Below are 15704 nucleotides of genomic sequence, written 5' to 3' on the forward strand. Positions count from 1 at the left end.
GCCGCCTTCCGTGCCGCGGCCGCCTTCTCCTGAGGGGTCGGCGCACCCGTCTCCCGACCGCCATCCCCCATCGAATCGCCTCGCGATCCTGCGTCCATCGCGTCCTCCGTCTGGTCTGACCCTTACTGCTTTCGCAGTGGTAGCTGTCGTGCCGAAACGCATACGCCGATCTCCCGCAAACTCTATCGCCGCCGGGACCCATCGCGGTCTTCCCAGGGGACATCAGAACGGTCGCGAACATGCGGTGCCGAAGGCATCGCCAATAAATACAGCTAATGTTGCCGGGGTGTCCGACAAATACGTGGTGTGGATGGATTGTGAGATGACCGGCCTGCGCCTCGACAGCGACAAGCTGATCGAGGTGGCCGCGCTCGTGACCGACAGTGACCTCAATATTCTCGGTGACGGTGTGGATATCGTCATCCACGCCGACGACGCGGCCCTGGCCGCCATGCCGCAGGTGGTCGCCGATATGCACGCACGTTCGGGCCTGACCGAGGAAGTGCGCCGCTCCACGGTCACCCTCGCCGACGCCGAGCAGCAGATCCTCGACTACATCCGCGAATACGCCCCGACCGCGGGCACGGTCCCACTGGCTGGCAATTCCATCGCAACCGACCGCGGCTTCATCGCCCGCGATATGCCCGGCCTCGATGCGCATCTGCACTACCGGATGATCGATGTGAGCTCCATCAAGGAGTTGTGCCGCCGCTGGTACCCGCGCATTTACTTCGGGCAGCCGGAGAAGGGCCTGACCCACCGCGCCCTGGCCGATATCAAGGAATCCATCCGCGAGCTGGAGTACTACCGGCGCACCGCCTTCGTGCCCGCACCCGGCCCGTCGACCGCGGAGATCACCGCCGTCGCGAACGAACTCAGCGGCGGTGACCGGGAGACCGCGCAAAACACGACGTCAGAAACCGATTAGGGACTCGAGGGGTTGACACGCTAGTATCGACCGCGCTGGTGATTCACCGGCGATGGTGAGTGTAGTTCAGTTGGTAGAGCACCAGGTTGTGATCCTGGCTGTCGCGGGTTCGAGTCCCGTCACTCACCCCACTGTGAGGGTGCGAACCAATTTCTGGGTTCGCACCTTCCTCATTTCCGCAGGTAGAACGGCAGGACTGTCGGGTTCGTACAGCGAGACGTGAGCGCCCCCAACGAGGCGTATGAACCCGATCACTTCGGTCGGTTGTCGGCTGCCAGGGGCCATGGCAAGCGGACACGGCCTACTAGCTGATGTCCGAGGTGCTGGCATATCGGCGCGGCGCCTCGATCCGGGGTGAGGATGGCGACCAGCAGGAATCACACTGCATGACCCGGATATCTGGGCCTACTCGATTGGTGTGGTGGGCTGGCAGGTGCGGTCGTATGCCGGGAAGGTTCCGTTGCGGAAGTAGCGGTTGGTGGTGTCGAGGATGCAGGTGCTCAAACCCGGACGCAATACCATGTGGATCCTCGTGTCGGTCAAGGTGATCAAGCGCGACCCCGACATTTGATGATGCAGTGCTACAGCCTGTGGGTAGGGTGTCCGGTTGTCGCCGGTGGCCTGCAAGATGAGTGCTGGCACGGCGTTGTCGACCACAGTGGGTGGTTCCGCGGGCGGTGGCCAGAATGCACAGGGTTGAATGTTGTTGGCCAGTGCGGCGAAGATCGGCTGGGTCGGGCGGGCCGCCTGGATCGCATTCCAGTACCAGACAGGGTCGGCGGGCATCGGTGCGTCCGCACACCAGATCTGCACCATGACCGAATCCTCGTCGTGCTTGTCGGCCTCGATCTGCTGGTGCAGCTGCTGGGGCACCTGCGGTGCGCGTCCCTCGGCCGCGTCGGTGATGGCCCGTACCGACGCCGCTAGGGCCTCGTTCAATCGCGCGTCACGCAACATCGTCCACAGCACGTTCGGCAGGAGGTGATCATCGAAGCCGAAGCCCTCGACCACGATCGGCGACAGCGATGCGCGGTCGATCAGGTCCTCGACTCCACGACGTACCCCAGGTGCGGAGGCGCCGAGGTGGTACTGCTGGTCACGAGCCGCAACCCAGTCGGCCCAGTCGTCGAAGGCCGCTTCCACCGCCGGACCCCAGTCCTGTTGCAACCCAAGCCAGTAGCGCTGCGGATCGATGGCACTATCGAGCACCATGCGATCGGATCGGCCAGGGAACAACTGGGAGTAGACCGCACCCAGGTACGTTCCATAAGACACGCCGTAATAGCTGATGCGGTCCTCGTTCAGTGCTGCACGTATCACGTCCATGTCGCGGGCAGTGTTGCGGGTGCTGAGCTGCCGCATCCAATTTCGATCGCCCACCAGGCAATCGGCGGCCAGCCGTGCTTGCAGCGCTGTTTCGGTGACGAATCCGGGTAACCCGACACCTGCCGAGCGGATCGGGGTGGCGACCGGCCATCCGCATCGCTGGTGCCGCCCGGAACGGGCGACTCCGCGCGGGTCGAAGCCGATCAGGTCATAGCGGCTCAGCACAGCCGGTTCGAGAACATCACCGACAAGATCGAACGCATCGATCCCCGGCGTACCCGGTCCGCCCGAGTTGGTCAGCAGCACACCGCGACGGTCTGCTGTGTCGCGTGCCGGGATCCGCGAGACCGCAATCGTGATGCTCGGCCCGTCCGGCCTGCCGTAATCGAGTGGCACCTCGACATCCGTACAGGCCGCGCCCTCCACCACCAGGGCCGCATCCTCGCACGTACGCCAGTCGAGATGTTGCTGATGAAAGCGTGTCAACGGGTCTGCTGGTTCAGCGACCGCAATACCGGAAGCAGAGGCAACCGTAACCGCAAGAACTGCCACGATCACTGTCGCGACAACACCCCCGACATCACGCGGCAAACCACGAGGACGACAACGCTCAGTGGACGTGACCGAGGACCGATCTCCAACACCCACGAGGACCAGACCCTTTCAGCAAGTCGAGACCGAATCGCACCGGGAGCCACCGCCAACCACCGAGCCGAGCAGAAAATCACTCCGGGTCAGCCACAAACCCAGGTGACTGAAACCACGTGTTTTGCACCTTGGCCGCAGATTTCGCGATAGCGGATTGGCGGAAGCGAGTGTAGCGCCCGATCACCCATGCGCTGATGCTGTTGTGTCGCGCGTTGTCCTCGCCGATCGTTCTCTCATGGCGGAAAGGTTGGCTTTGGTTATCGCATCCGAGTGCGAGGAATTTCCGCGACTCGGGTTCACCGGTGAGCTGGCCACGGCGCTGTACTCGGTTTTCACCACGGTTGGGCAGTGGCTTCCGATCGGGGATGGCCCGGTGCTCGATCCGACGATCATCGAACTCAAGCGCCGCATCAAGGCTGCGTTCCAACGTGCCGATGAGTTGGGGGCGACACTGTTGATCGCCTTCATCGGCCACGGGTTCACCACCAACAACGACGATTTCTATCTACTTGCCGCTGATTCGGCAATGCCACTGGATTCCGATTCCGGTTGTCACCTGGTTCCACGGCACCTGTCGTTCAATGGAACTCAGGTGCGACGCGGCGACCAGGGGCTGTGGTTGGTGCCCAATCGATCCCGATCCAGAGATGCGGTGACCGGCAGGCCCGCAGCGGGTTTGGTAGATCACCTGGTGCGCAGTGTTTCACTGACGTCGAGCGTGCAGGAGACCCTCACCGACATCGTGGAGGCAAGCAGTGATCGACTGCAAGCGTTGATCGGACCGGCCGGGGCGGGGAAGTCCACGCTGATGTCGCTGCTGATCCGGCCGGTCCTTGTCGAGACGTTGGGTTCGCTCACCGCCGAATTCGTCACGGCAGCTGTATTTCTGGATGTCACGAGCACCATCGAGTCGGTGCTCATGGAACTGCGTAGCCAACTCGGCGCCCGATTCGGCGCCGAGTTCGCGGCGGTGCAGCAGGCGGTACAAGCCGACTATACCCGCGCGCATCTGGCGTGGGGCGCCGGTCCGCACGCCTGCCGAGAATGGACTCACACCCCGAGTAGACGGGTCCGGATGACCGGTGGTTGCCACCGTCGACCGGGCCAAAGGGCGGGTCCGGCGGTGTCATTCGAGCGTGTGATGCAGGTGTTCGAGGTAGTCGCTGTAGGCGGCGGCGACCTCATCGAGATAGACCAGATGTCCGCGGGCATGACCATCGGTTGCGCTTGGCGTGTTGAGGAGCGCCCGGTACACGCGGTCGCAATCGGTTCGGCGAGCATGACGAGGGGGTGAGGATTCGTCGATGATGGACTGGAGAGCGGCGGCCGGGCACGAAAGCCGGTTTGCTGCCGGTCACCACGGCCTGTCCAGGCGGGCTGTATCGGATCGCAGCACTTACCGCATAACAGTCCCGACCGGCCGGATCACGATCTGTTGTCCGTCGACCAGGATTTCGCGGTTCGTATGCCGAGACGCCTGGGACCCCGAAGGCCTAGGAGGCTCCCGACACAGTCGGGCCTCCTGGGCCTATTTCTTTGTCCCGCAGTCGATTTCACGCATGCCAAACCACCGCATCTCGAGCGTCGCGAACTCGGCCAATTATCTGACAGATCTCTGTTTCACTCCGTAGACTGCGGGCATCGGGGCGGGGATGCCACCCCGACCGATCAGAAAGACACCAAGTTCGTGATGCGTTCGGCTGTAATCGCAGCTTTCGTCGGCACAACCCTGCTCACAGGCACCACTGGTACCGCGACCGCGGACATCGCGGTCGAGCCGGGCACCGGATCCAGTACGGGTTCGAGCTCGGTCACCACCGGATCGGCCGGTGGTGTCACCACCACCGGCTCCTCGGGCACCGGCTCGGCCGGTGCGGCGATGTCCGGCTTCGAGAATCTGTTGTTCGGCGGACCGCTGCTGTGCGCCGCGCTCGGGAGCGCCGTCGGAGCGACGCTCACCTGCGCGTAACGCCTAGCGGTTGTCGGCGTTGCCCGCCTTCCACTCCGGCCACGGAATGTTCCAGTCCCCGAGTCCGTCCACACCCGAAAGCGTGCCGCCCACGGTGTTCTTGACAATGGTGATGTCGCCGCGCTTGGCGTTCTGCAAAACCCACAGCGCGTTGGCGGGGCTCAGGTTCAGGCAGCCGTGGCTGGTGTTCGAGTAGCCCTGCGCACCGACCGACCACGGCGCGGAGTGAAAGAAGATGCCGGAGTAGGAAAGTCGGGTCGCATAGTCGACCGGGGTCTTGTAGCCATTCGGCGAACTCACCGCGACGCCGTAGGTCGAGGAGTCCATGATGATGCGGTCGAAGCGGTCGCCGACGATGTAGATGCCGTTATCGGTCGGCGTGCTGTCCTTGCCCATCGAGGTCGGCATGGTCCGCACCACCTGACCGTTCATCTCCACCGTCACCTGCTTGGTGTCGTCGTCCGCGGTGAAGATCGTCGGGTCGCCGACGGTGAAGAACGAATGGATATTGTCCTGGCCGAACAGTCCGTTGCCGAGATCACGGCCGTAGACGTTCACATCGATGGTGACCTTGGTGCCCGGCGCCCAGAAATGCTCCGGCCGCCAACGAACCTCGCGCCTGTTCACCCAGTAGAAGGCACCCTCGACCGGCGGCTCGGTGGTGATCTTGATCGCGTTCTGCGCGGCCTTGCGATCCGGGATGTTCTCGTCGAACTGCACGGCCACCGGCTGGCCGATACCGACCACCTCGCCCTCGCCCGGCAGCAGATACGGCTTGGTCTGACTGTCCGGGGAACTGGTGGTGAAGCTCAATACGGTGGAATTCGCACCGCCCAGACCGATTGCTTTCGCCTCGAGCTTGTAGGTCTTGCCGTAGCCGAGAACCTCGGCGGTCTCCCAGGTCCGCCCGTCCGCGGCCAACTTGCCCGCGACCGGAACACCCTGCGGATTGGTCAATGTCACGGTGGTGAACTTGCCGTCGTCGACCTTGAAGGTCATCGGCATGCCCGGTGAAACCCCCATGTCACCGTCCTTGACCGGCGACAACAGCTTGGGCTTCATCAGCTCGGTGATCGGATTACGGTCGATGACGACCGTCGAGTTGTCAGCGGCGTTGGACGACGAACACGCCGTCAAGGCCAGCGCCAACACCGCGCATACGATTACCGGTCCCGTGATCTTTCTCATCGACCGATGTCGACCAAGACCAACGCTCATAACCAAACCCCGTTTCAAGTCCCGATGCCCGAAGGCACCGATGGCTCGGATCCAACCCGACCACGCTCCTCCCGCAACGCCGACGGAGTTCGGTTCGGACCACGCTCCAGACATTCTGCCAGCTCAACGGGTCCGGTCCAATGTGAAATTCCTCCGCCACAGGCGAGTTCCACCGGTTAGATCATCCGCACCTCAGCGGGTGTTAACACCCATCGCCAACTCCGCCATCACCCCACGTCAGAAACCGATTTCACTTCTGGGTACTCGGCCTGTTAATGTTTGTCCCGCACCGGAACACGGAGCGCAGCAAGACACGCGCCATTAGCTCAATTGGCAGAGCAGCTGACTCTTAATCAGCGGGTTCGGGGTTCGAGTCCCTGATGGCGCACTCAAATTAGCAGGTCAGGCCCGATTTCATGATCGGGTCTTTTCTGGTCTACCGGACCGTCACCAAAAGAACACCAAAAAGTCACCACCGACGTGTTCCTCGTCTGGCCGTGCCTAGCCCGAACTCCAGCACTGCTGATGAGGTCGGGGCCCGCTCCGGCGACATGGTTTCTTCCGCCTCCACCACGCTGCCGCCGCATGCGACACCTGGTACGGCAATCCCTCTGACGGTAAGCCACGATCCGCTGATCGAGGCGCGAAGTGGGAGGTGCTTTCTCCGCGGACACGGGTAACCGGTGGATGTCCTGCGCGAGCGTCCTGGATTGAGGAGCAGCATGACTCACACCGGCCTATCCCACACCGCCGGGCAGATCGCCCAGAGCAGCGTGTTCGCGCATCTCGCCCGCGCCGGTTTTGTCATGTCCGGCCTTGTCCACCTGCTCATCGGCTACATCGCCATCCGGCTCGCATTCGGCGGTGGGGGCAACGCTGATCAATCCGGGGCCATGGCGGAACTGGCGGAAAAACCGGGTGGCGAGTTCACCCTTTGGGCGGGCGTGGTCGCATTCGTGCTGATGGCGCTCTGGCGGCTGGCGGAAGCCGTCTTCGGCAGTGCGTCCGAGCCGGGCGCCGACAGCCGGAAGTCCGAAGTGTTCGATCGGGCCAAAGCACTCGCGCTGTCCGCCGTCTATTTCGCGTTGGCGATCACCGCGTTCCGGTTCGCGCAGGGCAGGGGGCAATCGAGCAGTAGCCAGGGTGTCGGGCTCACCGCACGCCTGATGCAGCACACGGCGGGCACGATCGTGCTCGTCGCTGCTGGGCTGGTCATCATCGCGGTCGGCGGGTACCACGTGTACAAAGGAGCCACCCAGAATTTCCTCGACGATCTTCGTGGGGTCCCGAGCACCTTCGTACGTCGGCTGGGCACGGTGGGCTACCTCGCCAAAGGGCTCGCCGTCGCCGCGGTCGGGTTGCTGGTGATCCTCGCCGCGACCGAATCCGATCCGAATAAGTCCGCAGGCCTGGACGGGGCCATGAAAACGCTCGGCGCGCAACCCTTCGGCATGGTCCTGCTCCTGATCGCCGGATCGGGCATCATCACCTACGGGCTCTACAGCTTCGTCATGGCCCGCAGCGCCAAGATGTAGCCCCGAACGGCTACCGCACCACGCGGTCAGAAGCCTGGGTTGCCGCCCACAGGATCGAGGAACAGGTGCCGAGACCAAGCGGCCCTCGCGGGCGCGGCACCATCAAGGCGCTACCGCTGCAAGACGCGTAGACGGGGTTAGTGTTCGGCGTTCCAGAAGCCGATACCGATGGCGCCCCACCAGCAGATCTGTGAGATGGCACCAGATGCCGCACCCCAGAGCAGCAGACGCGTCGTCAGTGGTGTCGACACATGGTTCGTCAGACGCTTGCCCAACAGCAGCGCCTGAAGCCCGTTGAGCGTCAGGATCAGAACGAATGCCATCTTGGTTCGCGTCATGGCGGATTCGAGATTCGGTTCCAGCAGACAGCCACTGGCGACCAGTCCGACCAGGCCCGCCCAGATCGGCACATGCAGACGTGCGATGCCGTCCAACGCTTCGGCGAGGGTGCTCCGCCCGGCCAGCCAGACCAACATCAGATAGTCGGCGATAAGGACACCGCCGAAGCCGAGGACGAGGGCGGCCAAGTGGATGAACAGGCCGACAGTATGCAACTGCCGATCGACGTCGAGGTGGTCAGCAATCCACAGCGCGGCTCCGAGCGTCACGGTGGCCAGCAAACCCGCGGCAGCTACCGTCCACCACGAATCATGAAGTGCCACAGCACGTTGCGGATTATTCTCGGGCCACCGACGCCGCGCCCCGACGGTCGGATGCCACTCACCCCAGATCGTGGCGGCCGCCCGCGTTCTCGGCAATACCACGATCACAGCGGTGGACGTCTGACCAGGTACTTCAACGGTCCTGCCGTCAGACATATGGGCCCTCCAGACAACGTTCACAGGATATTCACAGCAATTGTTAGGACAGGCTAATCTATCTCTTCGGTCGGGTAAAGATGGTGGATCGTCCGTGCGGGCAGGCGCGGATCGGGCGTGAGGATGAGATGAGAACGACCAAGGCTCTCGGATTGAGCATCGGCTCGGTAAACGCGGTATCGGCCGCGGTGACCGATGACCCCGCACATCCGGTGGTGACCACCCGACGCACCACGGTCACTTTCTCCGGTGACGGCACCCCGGCCATCGGCGCGGTTCCTTGCAAGGCAACGGTGCTGGCGGATTTCGCAGATCTGGCGATTACGCAGGATCCGATCGCCGTCGTAGCGGGGCGGGCCATGAGCTGTGCCGATCTGGTTGCGGCAGTGGCTAATCAGCTGGCCGCGACATCGTTGCGCAGCGTATTGGCCTACCCTGCAATATATTCCGGTGATCGGGTCGCCGAACTCCGCTCAGCGTTGGATCAGCTCGAAGCCACAGGCGTCGGACTGGTCCCCGAGCCGATTGCCGCGGTGAAATGGCTCGAAATCAGCGGTGGCGCAGCGGAATCCGAACTCGTTCTGGTCTATGATCTCGGCGCGAGCTGCCTGGATCTCGCAGTCGTTCGTGCTGGCAGGCTAGCCGGACCGCCGGTGCGCTCCTACGATTTCGGCGGCCGTGCACTCCATGCGGCGGTGGCTCGATACGGACACGACATCACGCCGGACGCCGAATCACGTTGGGCCGAGCGCGTATCCGCCGATGATATCGACGAGTTCCGCACCCTTCAGGTGCGTGAGTCGGACCCGCTGGTACGCGAATGCGTCCGTGCCGCCGGGGTCGCGGTATCCGACATCGACCGCATTCTGTTGGTCGGTGGCGCGGCCCGGCCCGCAGTAGTGGCACGAGTGCTGGCCGACGAATTCGAACTCCCGATTGCCCTCGGCCCCGACCCGGCGCACACCATCGCGCTGGGTGCGGCACTGCTCGCATCCCGCGCCGCTGCGGCCGACGACAGCCCGACGATTGTTCCCCGCGGCCGCCGGGAACCACGCGTCGCTGCCTTGGCGGCCGCGGTGCTCACCACCGGGCTCCTCGTGCCTGCCGCAGTGCCGTTCGGGCGCACCTTGGACCATGGGCCCGCGATGGAGGCGACGGCAGTGGACGCGCCCACGGCACCGCGTTTCGATCCCTACCTCGATCCGACCCCTGTCGCCGTGGCGCCAGCCTTGCCGCCGAACGCGATGCTCGTCGACAACCCTATTGCGGCGCCCCTGCGGCTCGCGGTTCCCACGACCTGGTGGGCGACTGAGGCCCCTGCGGCACATGACATCTCACCGCTGCCGATCGCCGAACCGCCTGCCGATTCTACGAAGCATGAATCGGCGCCCACAGTCTCGACGCCAGACGTCGCCTCCGCGAGAGCTCGGCCCGATGCAACCAGGCCGTCCGACCTCGCCTCCGGTGCGTTATCGAGTTCCGGTCGATCGAACGGTTCGGGCCGACCGAGCAATTCAGGGAGACAAAGCGATTCGGGGCGGAAGGGGTCTTCGGGTCGGCGGTGACCCGAACCTATGTCATCGGAAGTCGGTTCCTGCTGGGTAAGGACGAAGCCCCCTTCGCCGTATGGGTCTCGCCCGGTGTCGAGGATCCTGTCGTCCAGGAAAGCGGCGGCGTGCTCGTCCAGGAAGACCCGTGCTCCTTGGGCGGTCACGACCCGGCCTTTCTCGTCTGGTCCTGCGGTGACCGCCATCTGCGGCGTCTCGGCGCCGTCGGTCGTGGAGATTCGCAGCCCGGCCTCCATGGGCGCGCCCTCGAGGTGGTCGGCGGTTCGGCCAGGGCCCGGAGGCCGTTCGACGCCGTTCTCCGCCACCTACACCATCAGGAAACCCAAGGCGGGTCGATGACGGTTCCGTCGAGCAACTCGCCGCGGAATCCGACCGGGACCGTCACGACGAGCACGGCCGGTTCGGCGGCCGAATTCGTCAGGGCGATCATCGAATTCGCGGGCGCCACCGCGGCGTCACCGGCCACCAGCGCCTCCGCCTTTCCGTCGATCGTGATCGTCACCGCACCCCGGATGACTACGAACGCCTCCTCGCGCAGCACCTTGTGCGGCACGCCTTCGGTATCGGCGGACACCTGGATCTGCCAGACGCACAGTTCGGCGCTGCCGGTGCCGGGGCGAATGTAGGAGGTGAATCGAGTGCCGTGCATTTCGTGGACTTCGGCGTCGGCGGCGCGGGTTACTGGCATGCCCTACTCCTTCATTTGGTCAAGCAGCTTGACTATATAGTCAAGCAACTTGTCCATCTGTGTCAAGATGTCGCTCATGTCGGATCTGAAACCCGCTTCGACCCTGCGGCCCGGCCAGGACCTCGCACTGCTTTTGCTGGCCGCGGGGGCGGCCGCGACGGATGCGATCCACGCCGGGGTGGTCGCGGCCGGATTCGCCGACGTGCGGCCGACGCACGGGTTCGCGTTCGTGCGGCTGGCACCGAACGGGGCGACGGTCGGCGAGTTGGCCGAACATCTCGGCGTGACCAAGCAGGCGGCCAGCCAGTTGGTGGAGGAACTCGTGCGCAAGGGTTACGCCGAGCGCAACCCGCACCCCGACGACGCGCGCGCCCGATTGATCACACTGACCTCGAAAGGGTGGGCCTGCACGCGCGCAGCCGATGCCGCCGCCGCCCGATTCGCCGACCAGTGGGCGTCCGTTTTGGGCGATTCCACCGTGGCCCAATTGCGTAACACTTTGACCCGCGTGGTGGCCCCCGGACGGGTCCGTCCGGCCACTTGGTGACCAAATCGAGACAAAGTGGCCTGCGTTACCCCGAAATTTCCGTGACCTGCGTCACATCACGTTTAGCAGCAAACTCCCCGCATAGAGGGGGTTTCCAGGAGTCCGACCAGGGCTTTCCAAGATCGGCAACGTCTGCCATTCACTATTCGTTCATGTTGCGTTAACCGACCGTGACCAAGCTGAGACCAGGTCCGAAACAGACCTGCAGTTTGGTAACACCGTGGAGCAATCCACACACAGTCGGAAAACGACCGCAACGGCAGATGGGTTTCACCCGCCGCGGTCGCCGGAGATACCAGCGGCGCCACAGCCCGTGACCGCATTTCTCCCCGCTCGACAGCGGCACCCGCCGGGAACCGACTCCGGGTGACTCGCACCGCGTCGTGCGCCAGGGGCTTGCCTGGCCTTCACAACAAAACCCGAAAACAGCATACGAACCGATTCAGGCGGGCCTTCCCACCGGGTGCCCCGTCGGAGATCCGCGCTGTCTGAACCTGGCGGATCGCCTCTCTGGACACGATCAAGGAACTGATTTCGAAATGCTCGACAAACGCCTTCCCTCTTTCCGCCGTCTTTCGCTGCGTGACGGTGTCACCCTGGCAGTGGCCGCGGCCGGTGTCATCGCCGTCGGCACCTCCTCCGTAGTCGCGCTGGCCGACGACAGCGTTCCGTCGCGCATTGCCATGGTCTCCGAGCAGCAGCCCGCCCCCGCTGCCGCGCCGGTCGATGTGGCTGCTCCGGCCCCCGTGGTAACGCCGGTCGACGCCCCGATCCTCCCGGGTCTGCCCGCACTGCCCGAACTGCCGCAGATTCCGGGCCTGCCCCTGCCGCCGCCCCCGGCCCCGGTCTACGAGGACAACCTCGACGGCTGGATCCGCCACTCCCTCGACATCATGGCCGCACAGGGCATCCCGGGCAGCTACGACGGCATCTACCGCAACGTCATGCGCGAATCGGGCGGCAACCCGCAGGCCATCAACCTCTGGGACTCCAACGCCGCCAAGGGTATTCCGTCCAAGGGCCTGCTCCAGGTGATCGACCCGACCTTCAACGCCTACCACGTCGAGGGCACCGCCTGGGACATCTGGGACCCGGTCGCCAACATCACCGCGGCCTGCAACTACGCCGCGCACCGCTACGGCTCGATGGACAACGTCAACTCGGCGTACTGATCCGCGACTAGCTGAACAATGCCTCCCCGCCCGACGGCGGGGAGGCATTGTCGTAGGGTCGACCAGGACCACCCCCACCGATGCGGATTCCGCCATGACCGATTACGCCCACTCCGACCACGCGTCGAGGAGCCGCGCCGAGAAGGCGCGCCGCCTGGCCACCTATCTCTGGGATCGCGGCATCACCGGAACGGAACTGCTGGATATGCCGACGGCGGTCCGCCGGAAGCTGGCACGCGCGGCCGAGACGAATCCGCCGAGCACCGACGAGACCTGGACAACCGTGGCCGAACTGCTCGACGAGAAGGACGCCTGGGCCGCTCGGCATCCGAATCATCCTGCGGCACAGCGCAATAGCCGTGACGAGAAGCTGCTGTGGGTGAAGCCGCCGATCGCACCGTGGTGATTCAGTAGCCGAGTTCGGACTCGCTCTCGGCCTCGACGACCACCTTGTCGGCCAGCGATCGCAGCGCACGCGCCTCCGCGGGTGTCATCGGATCGACGAAGATCCGGCGCACCAGTTCGACATGGTTCGGGGCCGCCTTCTCCAACACCTTGCGCCCCTCGGGTGTGAGCTCGACCAGAATCCCCCTGGCGTCGTCCTCGGCAGGGCGACGGTCGACGAGTCCGCGAGCGGCCATGCGCGCCAGATGTTTCGAAAGCCTGCTCTTCTCCCAGCAGACCTCGGCGGCCAATTCCTTGGCGCGCAGACAGCCGCCGGGCGCGGCCGACAACGGCACCAGCAGTTCGTAGTCGGCGGTGGACAGGCCATCCTGGGCCAGCCCGGCCGAGAGCGCCGCATCCAGGCGCTGACGCAGCCGGATGAAGGCCTGCCAGGTCTCCTGTTCGTCATCGTTCAACCAACGCACCACGGGAATGATCCTAGCCAGTGTTTGGTTGACATGGACACCAACTATTCAGGAGGTGCCCATGCCAGCCATCACCGTCCCCGACATCATGGTGCTGCCGCGCCTGACCCGACCCACGGATTCGACGCGGGAACGGAAAGTGAGCAGCATCAGCACCGCACATCAGCAGCGCGAAGGCGCCGGCTTCGAGGTGCGCAGGCCGTTCCCGAGCATGGATCTGCGCTCGGCCGACCCGTTCATCCTGCTCGACCAGATGGGACCGGTCGCCTACGAGCCCTATGAGGCCAAGGGTGCCCCGTGGCATCCGCATCGCGGCTTCGAGACCGTCACCTACGTCATGGACGGCACCATGGTGCACCACGACTCCAATGGCGGCGGAGGCGTCATCAGCGAAGGCGACACCCAATGGATGACGGCCGGTTCCGGCATCCTGCACGATGAACTGCCCGCCGAGGAATTGGTCGTCGCGGGCGGCTGGTTCCACGGCATCCAACTGTGGGTCAATCTGCCGCGCGCGCAGAAGATGGCCGCACCGCGCTATCAGGATCTGCGCGGCAGTGAATTGACGCTGGTCAGTTCGCACGACGGTGGCGCACTGGTGCGCATTATCGCGGGCGAGATGGGCGGTTTCGCGGGGCCCGGTTCGACCTACACCCCGATCGCCTACGCACACGCCTCGATCACGCCGGGCGGTCAGCTGGAAACACCATGGCCGCAACGGTTTACCGCGATGGCGTACGTACTGTCCGGCAGCGGAACGGTGGGCGCCGAGCGTCGACCGATCAGCGAAGGCCAACTCGCGGTATTCGGTCCCGGCGACTCGATCAGCGTCGCCGCGGATGCACTGCAACACAACCGAACCGGCGATCTGGAGGTGTTGCTGCTCGGCGGCCTGCCGATCAAAGAGCCTGTGGTGCAATACGGTCCGTTCGTCATGAACACCCGCGCCGAAATCATCCAGGCCATGGCGGATTACCAGGCCGGACGCATGGGCAATATCCCCGCCGAACATCTGGTTGGTAAGCGTTTGGGCGAATAACGAACGAAGGGGCGTTGTCCCCTAATGCCCCTAATTGTTTTGCTGCGCAGTTGACAAGTACGCGGCCCGTCACAACAGTGGATGCGGCGTCTCCCCCTGGACGCTACTCCACCGCAGCACACAAACAGAGGAATATATGAACGTTCGCCGGCTCACCGTCAGCGTTGCCGCGGCAGCACTCGCCTTTCTAGCGGCGCCCGCAGCCCTGGCCGACGTCCCCACCGGTTCCGCAGGAACGGGCTCGTCCGCAATTGATACCGGTTCGGCCGCGACCGGTTCGGCGGGCATGTCCCAGACCGGCTCGGCCGGTGGCGCCTTCGCCAACTGCGACGAGGCCCGCGCGGCCGGTCGGGCACCGCTGTTCCGCGGGGAACCGGGCTATGGCCCGCATTTGGATCCGGACGGCGACGGCTTCGCCTGCCCGACGGTCTGATAGCCCTGAAACGCAGAACACCCGGTGTGCTCAGTCACACCGGGTGTTCTGCGTTTTCGGCTCAGCGGAAAATCTTGACCAGCACCAACCCGACGACCACCACGGCCGTGCCGATCAGGCTGTACTTCACCTTCGGCTGGTTCAGCTTCGCCAGCACAATGTGCTTGGTGTCATCGGCGATGCGCTGTGGATCGGCCCGTACCGCGATTTCGTCGAGCGTGCTCGCGAGCCGTGTCCGCGCGGCCTCGATCTCCCGCTCGATCCGCTCGGTATCCCTAGCCACGTATCTCCTCCTGTGTTCAATTTGCGGTGCTCGCGGGTCTCTCCGTGGTCACCCAGGCTGCCGCCTCCGAGCCCGTCGCTCACACCGCGTGTTCGAATGTGCCGCGAACCGCGCTCGCCGACGAGTCTAGCCAGCCGGGCCGCATCGGTGCGGCCGCGTTGTCGGGGCGTTCGATTACCGTGCAAGAGGTGACCGACAACCAACGACTCTCCCCCGGCCATCCCGCCCCCGCGTTCACCCTGCCCGACGCCGACGGCAAGGACGTGTCCCTATCCGATTACCGGGGCCGCAAGGTGATCGTCTACTTCTACCCCGCCGCGAGCACCCCCGGCTGCACCAAACAGGCCTGCGATTTCCGCGACAACCTCGCCGAACTCGAGGGCGCCGGTATCGAGGTCATCGGCATCTCCCCCGATAAGCCCGCCAAATTGGCCAAGTTCCGCGACAACGAAAAGCTCACCTTTCCATTGCTCTCGGACCCGGACAAATCCGTCCTCACCGCATGGGGTGCGTTCGGTGAGAAGACCATGTACGGCAAGACCGTCACCGGCGTTATCCGCTCCACATTCCTGGTCGACGAAAAAGGCGAAATCGAAGTGGCGCAATACAATGTCCGCGCCACCGGCCACGTCGCCAAACTTCGTCGCGACCTGTCGGTGTAGA

At 64.5% G+C, this 15704-nt stretch carries 17 protein-coding genes and 2 tRNA genes; 13 read left to right on the forward strand and 6 right to left on the reverse strand.

Annotated features, from left to right (window positions below; genetic code table 11):
* Positions 1-286: 286 nt before the first annotated feature.
* Together orn and NA5_RS33550 are read left to right on the forward strand one after the other, a co-directional pair.
* Positions 287-928, forward strand: a complete 642-nt coding sequence (gene orn, locus NA5_RS33545; RefSeq protein ID WP_062993053.1) for an oligoribonuclease — start codon at positions 287-289, stop codon at positions 926-928.
* Between the two features lie 55 nt (positions 929-983).
* Positions 984-1059: transfer RNA gene (locus NA5_RS33550), tRNA-His, on the forward strand.
* Between the two features lie 274 nt (positions 1060-1333).
* Here NA5_RS33550 and NA5_RS33555 read toward each other — a convergent pair.
* The gene (locus tag NA5_RS33555) at positions 1334-2740 is read right to left on the reverse strand and encodes an alpha/beta fold hydrolase (protein ID WP_218020218.1); all 1407 of its coding nucleotides are present in this window, start codon (positions 2738-2740) and stop codon (positions 1334-1336) included.
* A 397-nt stretch (positions 2741-3137) separates the two neighbouring features.
* Here NA5_RS33555 and NA5_RS33560 point away from each other — a divergent pair, with 397 nt between their 5' ends.
* The gene (locus NA5_RS33560) at positions 3138-4196 is read left to right on the forward strand and encodes a P-loop NTPase family protein (RefSeq protein WP_062993055.1); all 1059 of its coding nucleotides are present in this window, start codon (positions 3138-3140) and stop codon (positions 4194-4196) included.
* A 396-nt stretch (positions 4197-4592) separates the two neighbouring features.
* Positions 4593-4871, forward strand: a complete 279-nt coding sequence (locus tag NA5_RS33565) for a hypothetical protein (protein ID WP_062993056.1) — start codon at positions 4593-4595, stop codon at positions 4869-4871.
* 3 nt (positions 4872-4874) lie between these two features.
* Here NA5_RS33565 and NA5_RS33570 read toward each other — a convergent pair whose 3' ends face one another.
* Positions 4875-6089, reverse strand: coding sequence for a L,D-transpeptidase (locus NA5_RS33570; protein WP_062993057.1), 1215 nt, complete (start codon positions 6087-6089; stop codon positions 4875-4877).
* Between the two features lie 315 nt (positions 6090-6404).
* Here NA5_RS33570 and NA5_RS33575 point away from each other — a divergent pair.
* Both NA5_RS33575 and NA5_RS33580 read left to right on the forward strand, forming a co-directional pair.
* Positions 6405-6477 (forward strand) — tRNA-Lys (locus NA5_RS33575).
* 334 nt (positions 6478-6811) lie between these two features.
* Positions 6812-7624 carry a DUF1206 domain-containing protein gene (locus NA5_RS33580; RefSeq protein ID WP_062993058.1) on the forward strand — a complete coding sequence of 271 codons (813 nt, stop codon included), beginning with the start codon at positions 6812-6814 and terminating at the stop codon, positions 7622-7624.
* 137 nt (positions 7625-7761) lie between these two features.
* On the opposite strand, the gene NA5_RS33585 is transcribed toward NA5_RS33580, so the two are convergent.
* Positions 7762-8442: a hypothetical protein gene (locus NA5_RS33585; protein WP_245672524.1), complete on the reverse strand. Its 681-nt coding sequence runs from the start codon at positions 8440-8442 to the stop codon at positions 7762-7764.
* Between the two features lie 128 nt (positions 8443-8570).
* Between NA5_RS33585 and NA5_RS33590 the strand changes: the two genes are divergently transcribed.
* Positions 8571-10007: an FGGY-family carbohydrate kinase gene (locus tag NA5_RS33590; protein ID WP_062993059.1), complete on the forward strand. Its 1437-nt coding sequence runs from the start codon at positions 8571-8573 to the stop codon at positions 10005-10007.
* 316 nt (positions 10008-10323) lie between these two features.
* Here NA5_RS33590 and NA5_RS33595 read toward each other — a convergent pair whose 3' ends face one another.
* Positions 10324-10698: a cupin domain-containing protein gene (locus tag NA5_RS33595; protein WP_062993060.1), complete on the reverse strand. Its 375-nt coding sequence runs from the start codon at positions 10696-10698 to the stop codon at positions 10324-10326.
* Between the two features lie 76 nt (positions 10699-10774).
* On the opposite strand from NA5_RS33595, the gene NA5_RS33600 reads away from it, so the two are divergent.
* The 3 genes from NA5_RS33600 (at position 10775) to NA5_RS33610 (ending at position 12823) form a co-directional block, all read left to right on the forward strand.
* Positions 10775-11245: a MarR family winged helix-turn-helix transcriptional regulator gene (locus tag NA5_RS33600; protein ID WP_062993103.1), complete on the forward strand. Its 471-nt coding sequence runs from the start codon at positions 10775-10777 to the stop codon at positions 11243-11245.
* A gap of 539 nt (positions 11246-11784) precedes the next feature.
* Positions 11785-12417 carry a transglycosylase SLT domain-containing protein gene (locus NA5_RS41695; RefSeq protein WP_062993061.1) on the forward strand — a complete coding sequence of 211 codons (633 nt, stop codon included), beginning with the start codon at positions 11785-11787 and terminating at the stop codon, positions 12415-12417.
* A 94-nt stretch (positions 12418-12511) separates the two neighbouring features.
* Positions 12512-12823, forward strand: a complete 312-nt coding sequence (locus NA5_RS33610; RefSeq protein ID WP_062993062.1) for a hypothetical protein — start codon at positions 12512-12514, stop codon at positions 12821-12823.
* A gap of 1 nt (position 12824) precedes the next feature.
* Here the strand turns inward: NA5_RS33610 and NA5_RS33615 are convergent, their stop codons facing one another.
* A complete protein-coding gene (locus tag NA5_RS33615; protein ID WP_062993063.1) occupies positions 12825-13289 on the reverse strand; it encodes a MarR family winged helix-turn-helix transcriptional regulator in 465 nt (154 codons plus the stop codon).
* Positions 13290-13347: 58 nt separating this feature from the next.
* On the opposite strand from NA5_RS33615, the gene NA5_RS33620 reads away from it, so the two are divergent.
* Both NA5_RS33620 and NA5_RS33625 read left to right on the forward strand, forming a co-directional pair.
* Positions 13348-14325, forward strand: coding sequence for a pirin family protein (locus NA5_RS33620; protein WP_062993064.1), 978 nt, complete (start codon positions 13348-13350; stop codon positions 14323-14325).
* A 136-nt stretch (positions 14326-14461) separates the two neighbouring features.
* A complete protein-coding gene (locus NA5_RS33625) occupies positions 14462-14758 on the forward strand; it encodes an excalibur calcium-binding domain-containing protein (RefSeq protein WP_062993065.1) in 297 nt (98 codons plus the stop codon).
* A 61-nt stretch (positions 14759-14819) separates the two neighbouring features.
* Here NA5_RS33625 and NA5_RS33630 read toward each other — a convergent pair whose 3' ends face one another.
* Positions 14820-15041, reverse strand: coding sequence for a DUF3618 domain-containing protein (locus tag NA5_RS33630; RefSeq protein ID WP_062993066.1), 222 nt, complete (start codon positions 15039-15041; stop codon positions 14820-14822).
* Between the two features lie 188 nt (positions 15042-15229).
* Between NA5_RS33630 and bcp the strand changes: the two genes are divergently transcribed.
* Positions 15230-15703: a thioredoxin-dependent thiol peroxidase gene (bcp, locus tag NA5_RS33635; protein ID WP_062993104.1), complete on the forward strand. Its 474-nt coding sequence runs from the start codon at positions 15230-15232 to the stop codon at positions 15701-15703.
* The last annotated feature ends 1 nt before the right edge of the window (position 15704 follow it).

The sequence above is a fragment of the Nocardia anaemiae NBRC 100462 genome (assembly GCF_001612725.1).
GTDB lineage: Bacteria > Actinomycetota > Actinomycetes > Mycobacteriales > Mycobacteriaceae > Nocardia > Nocardia anaemiae.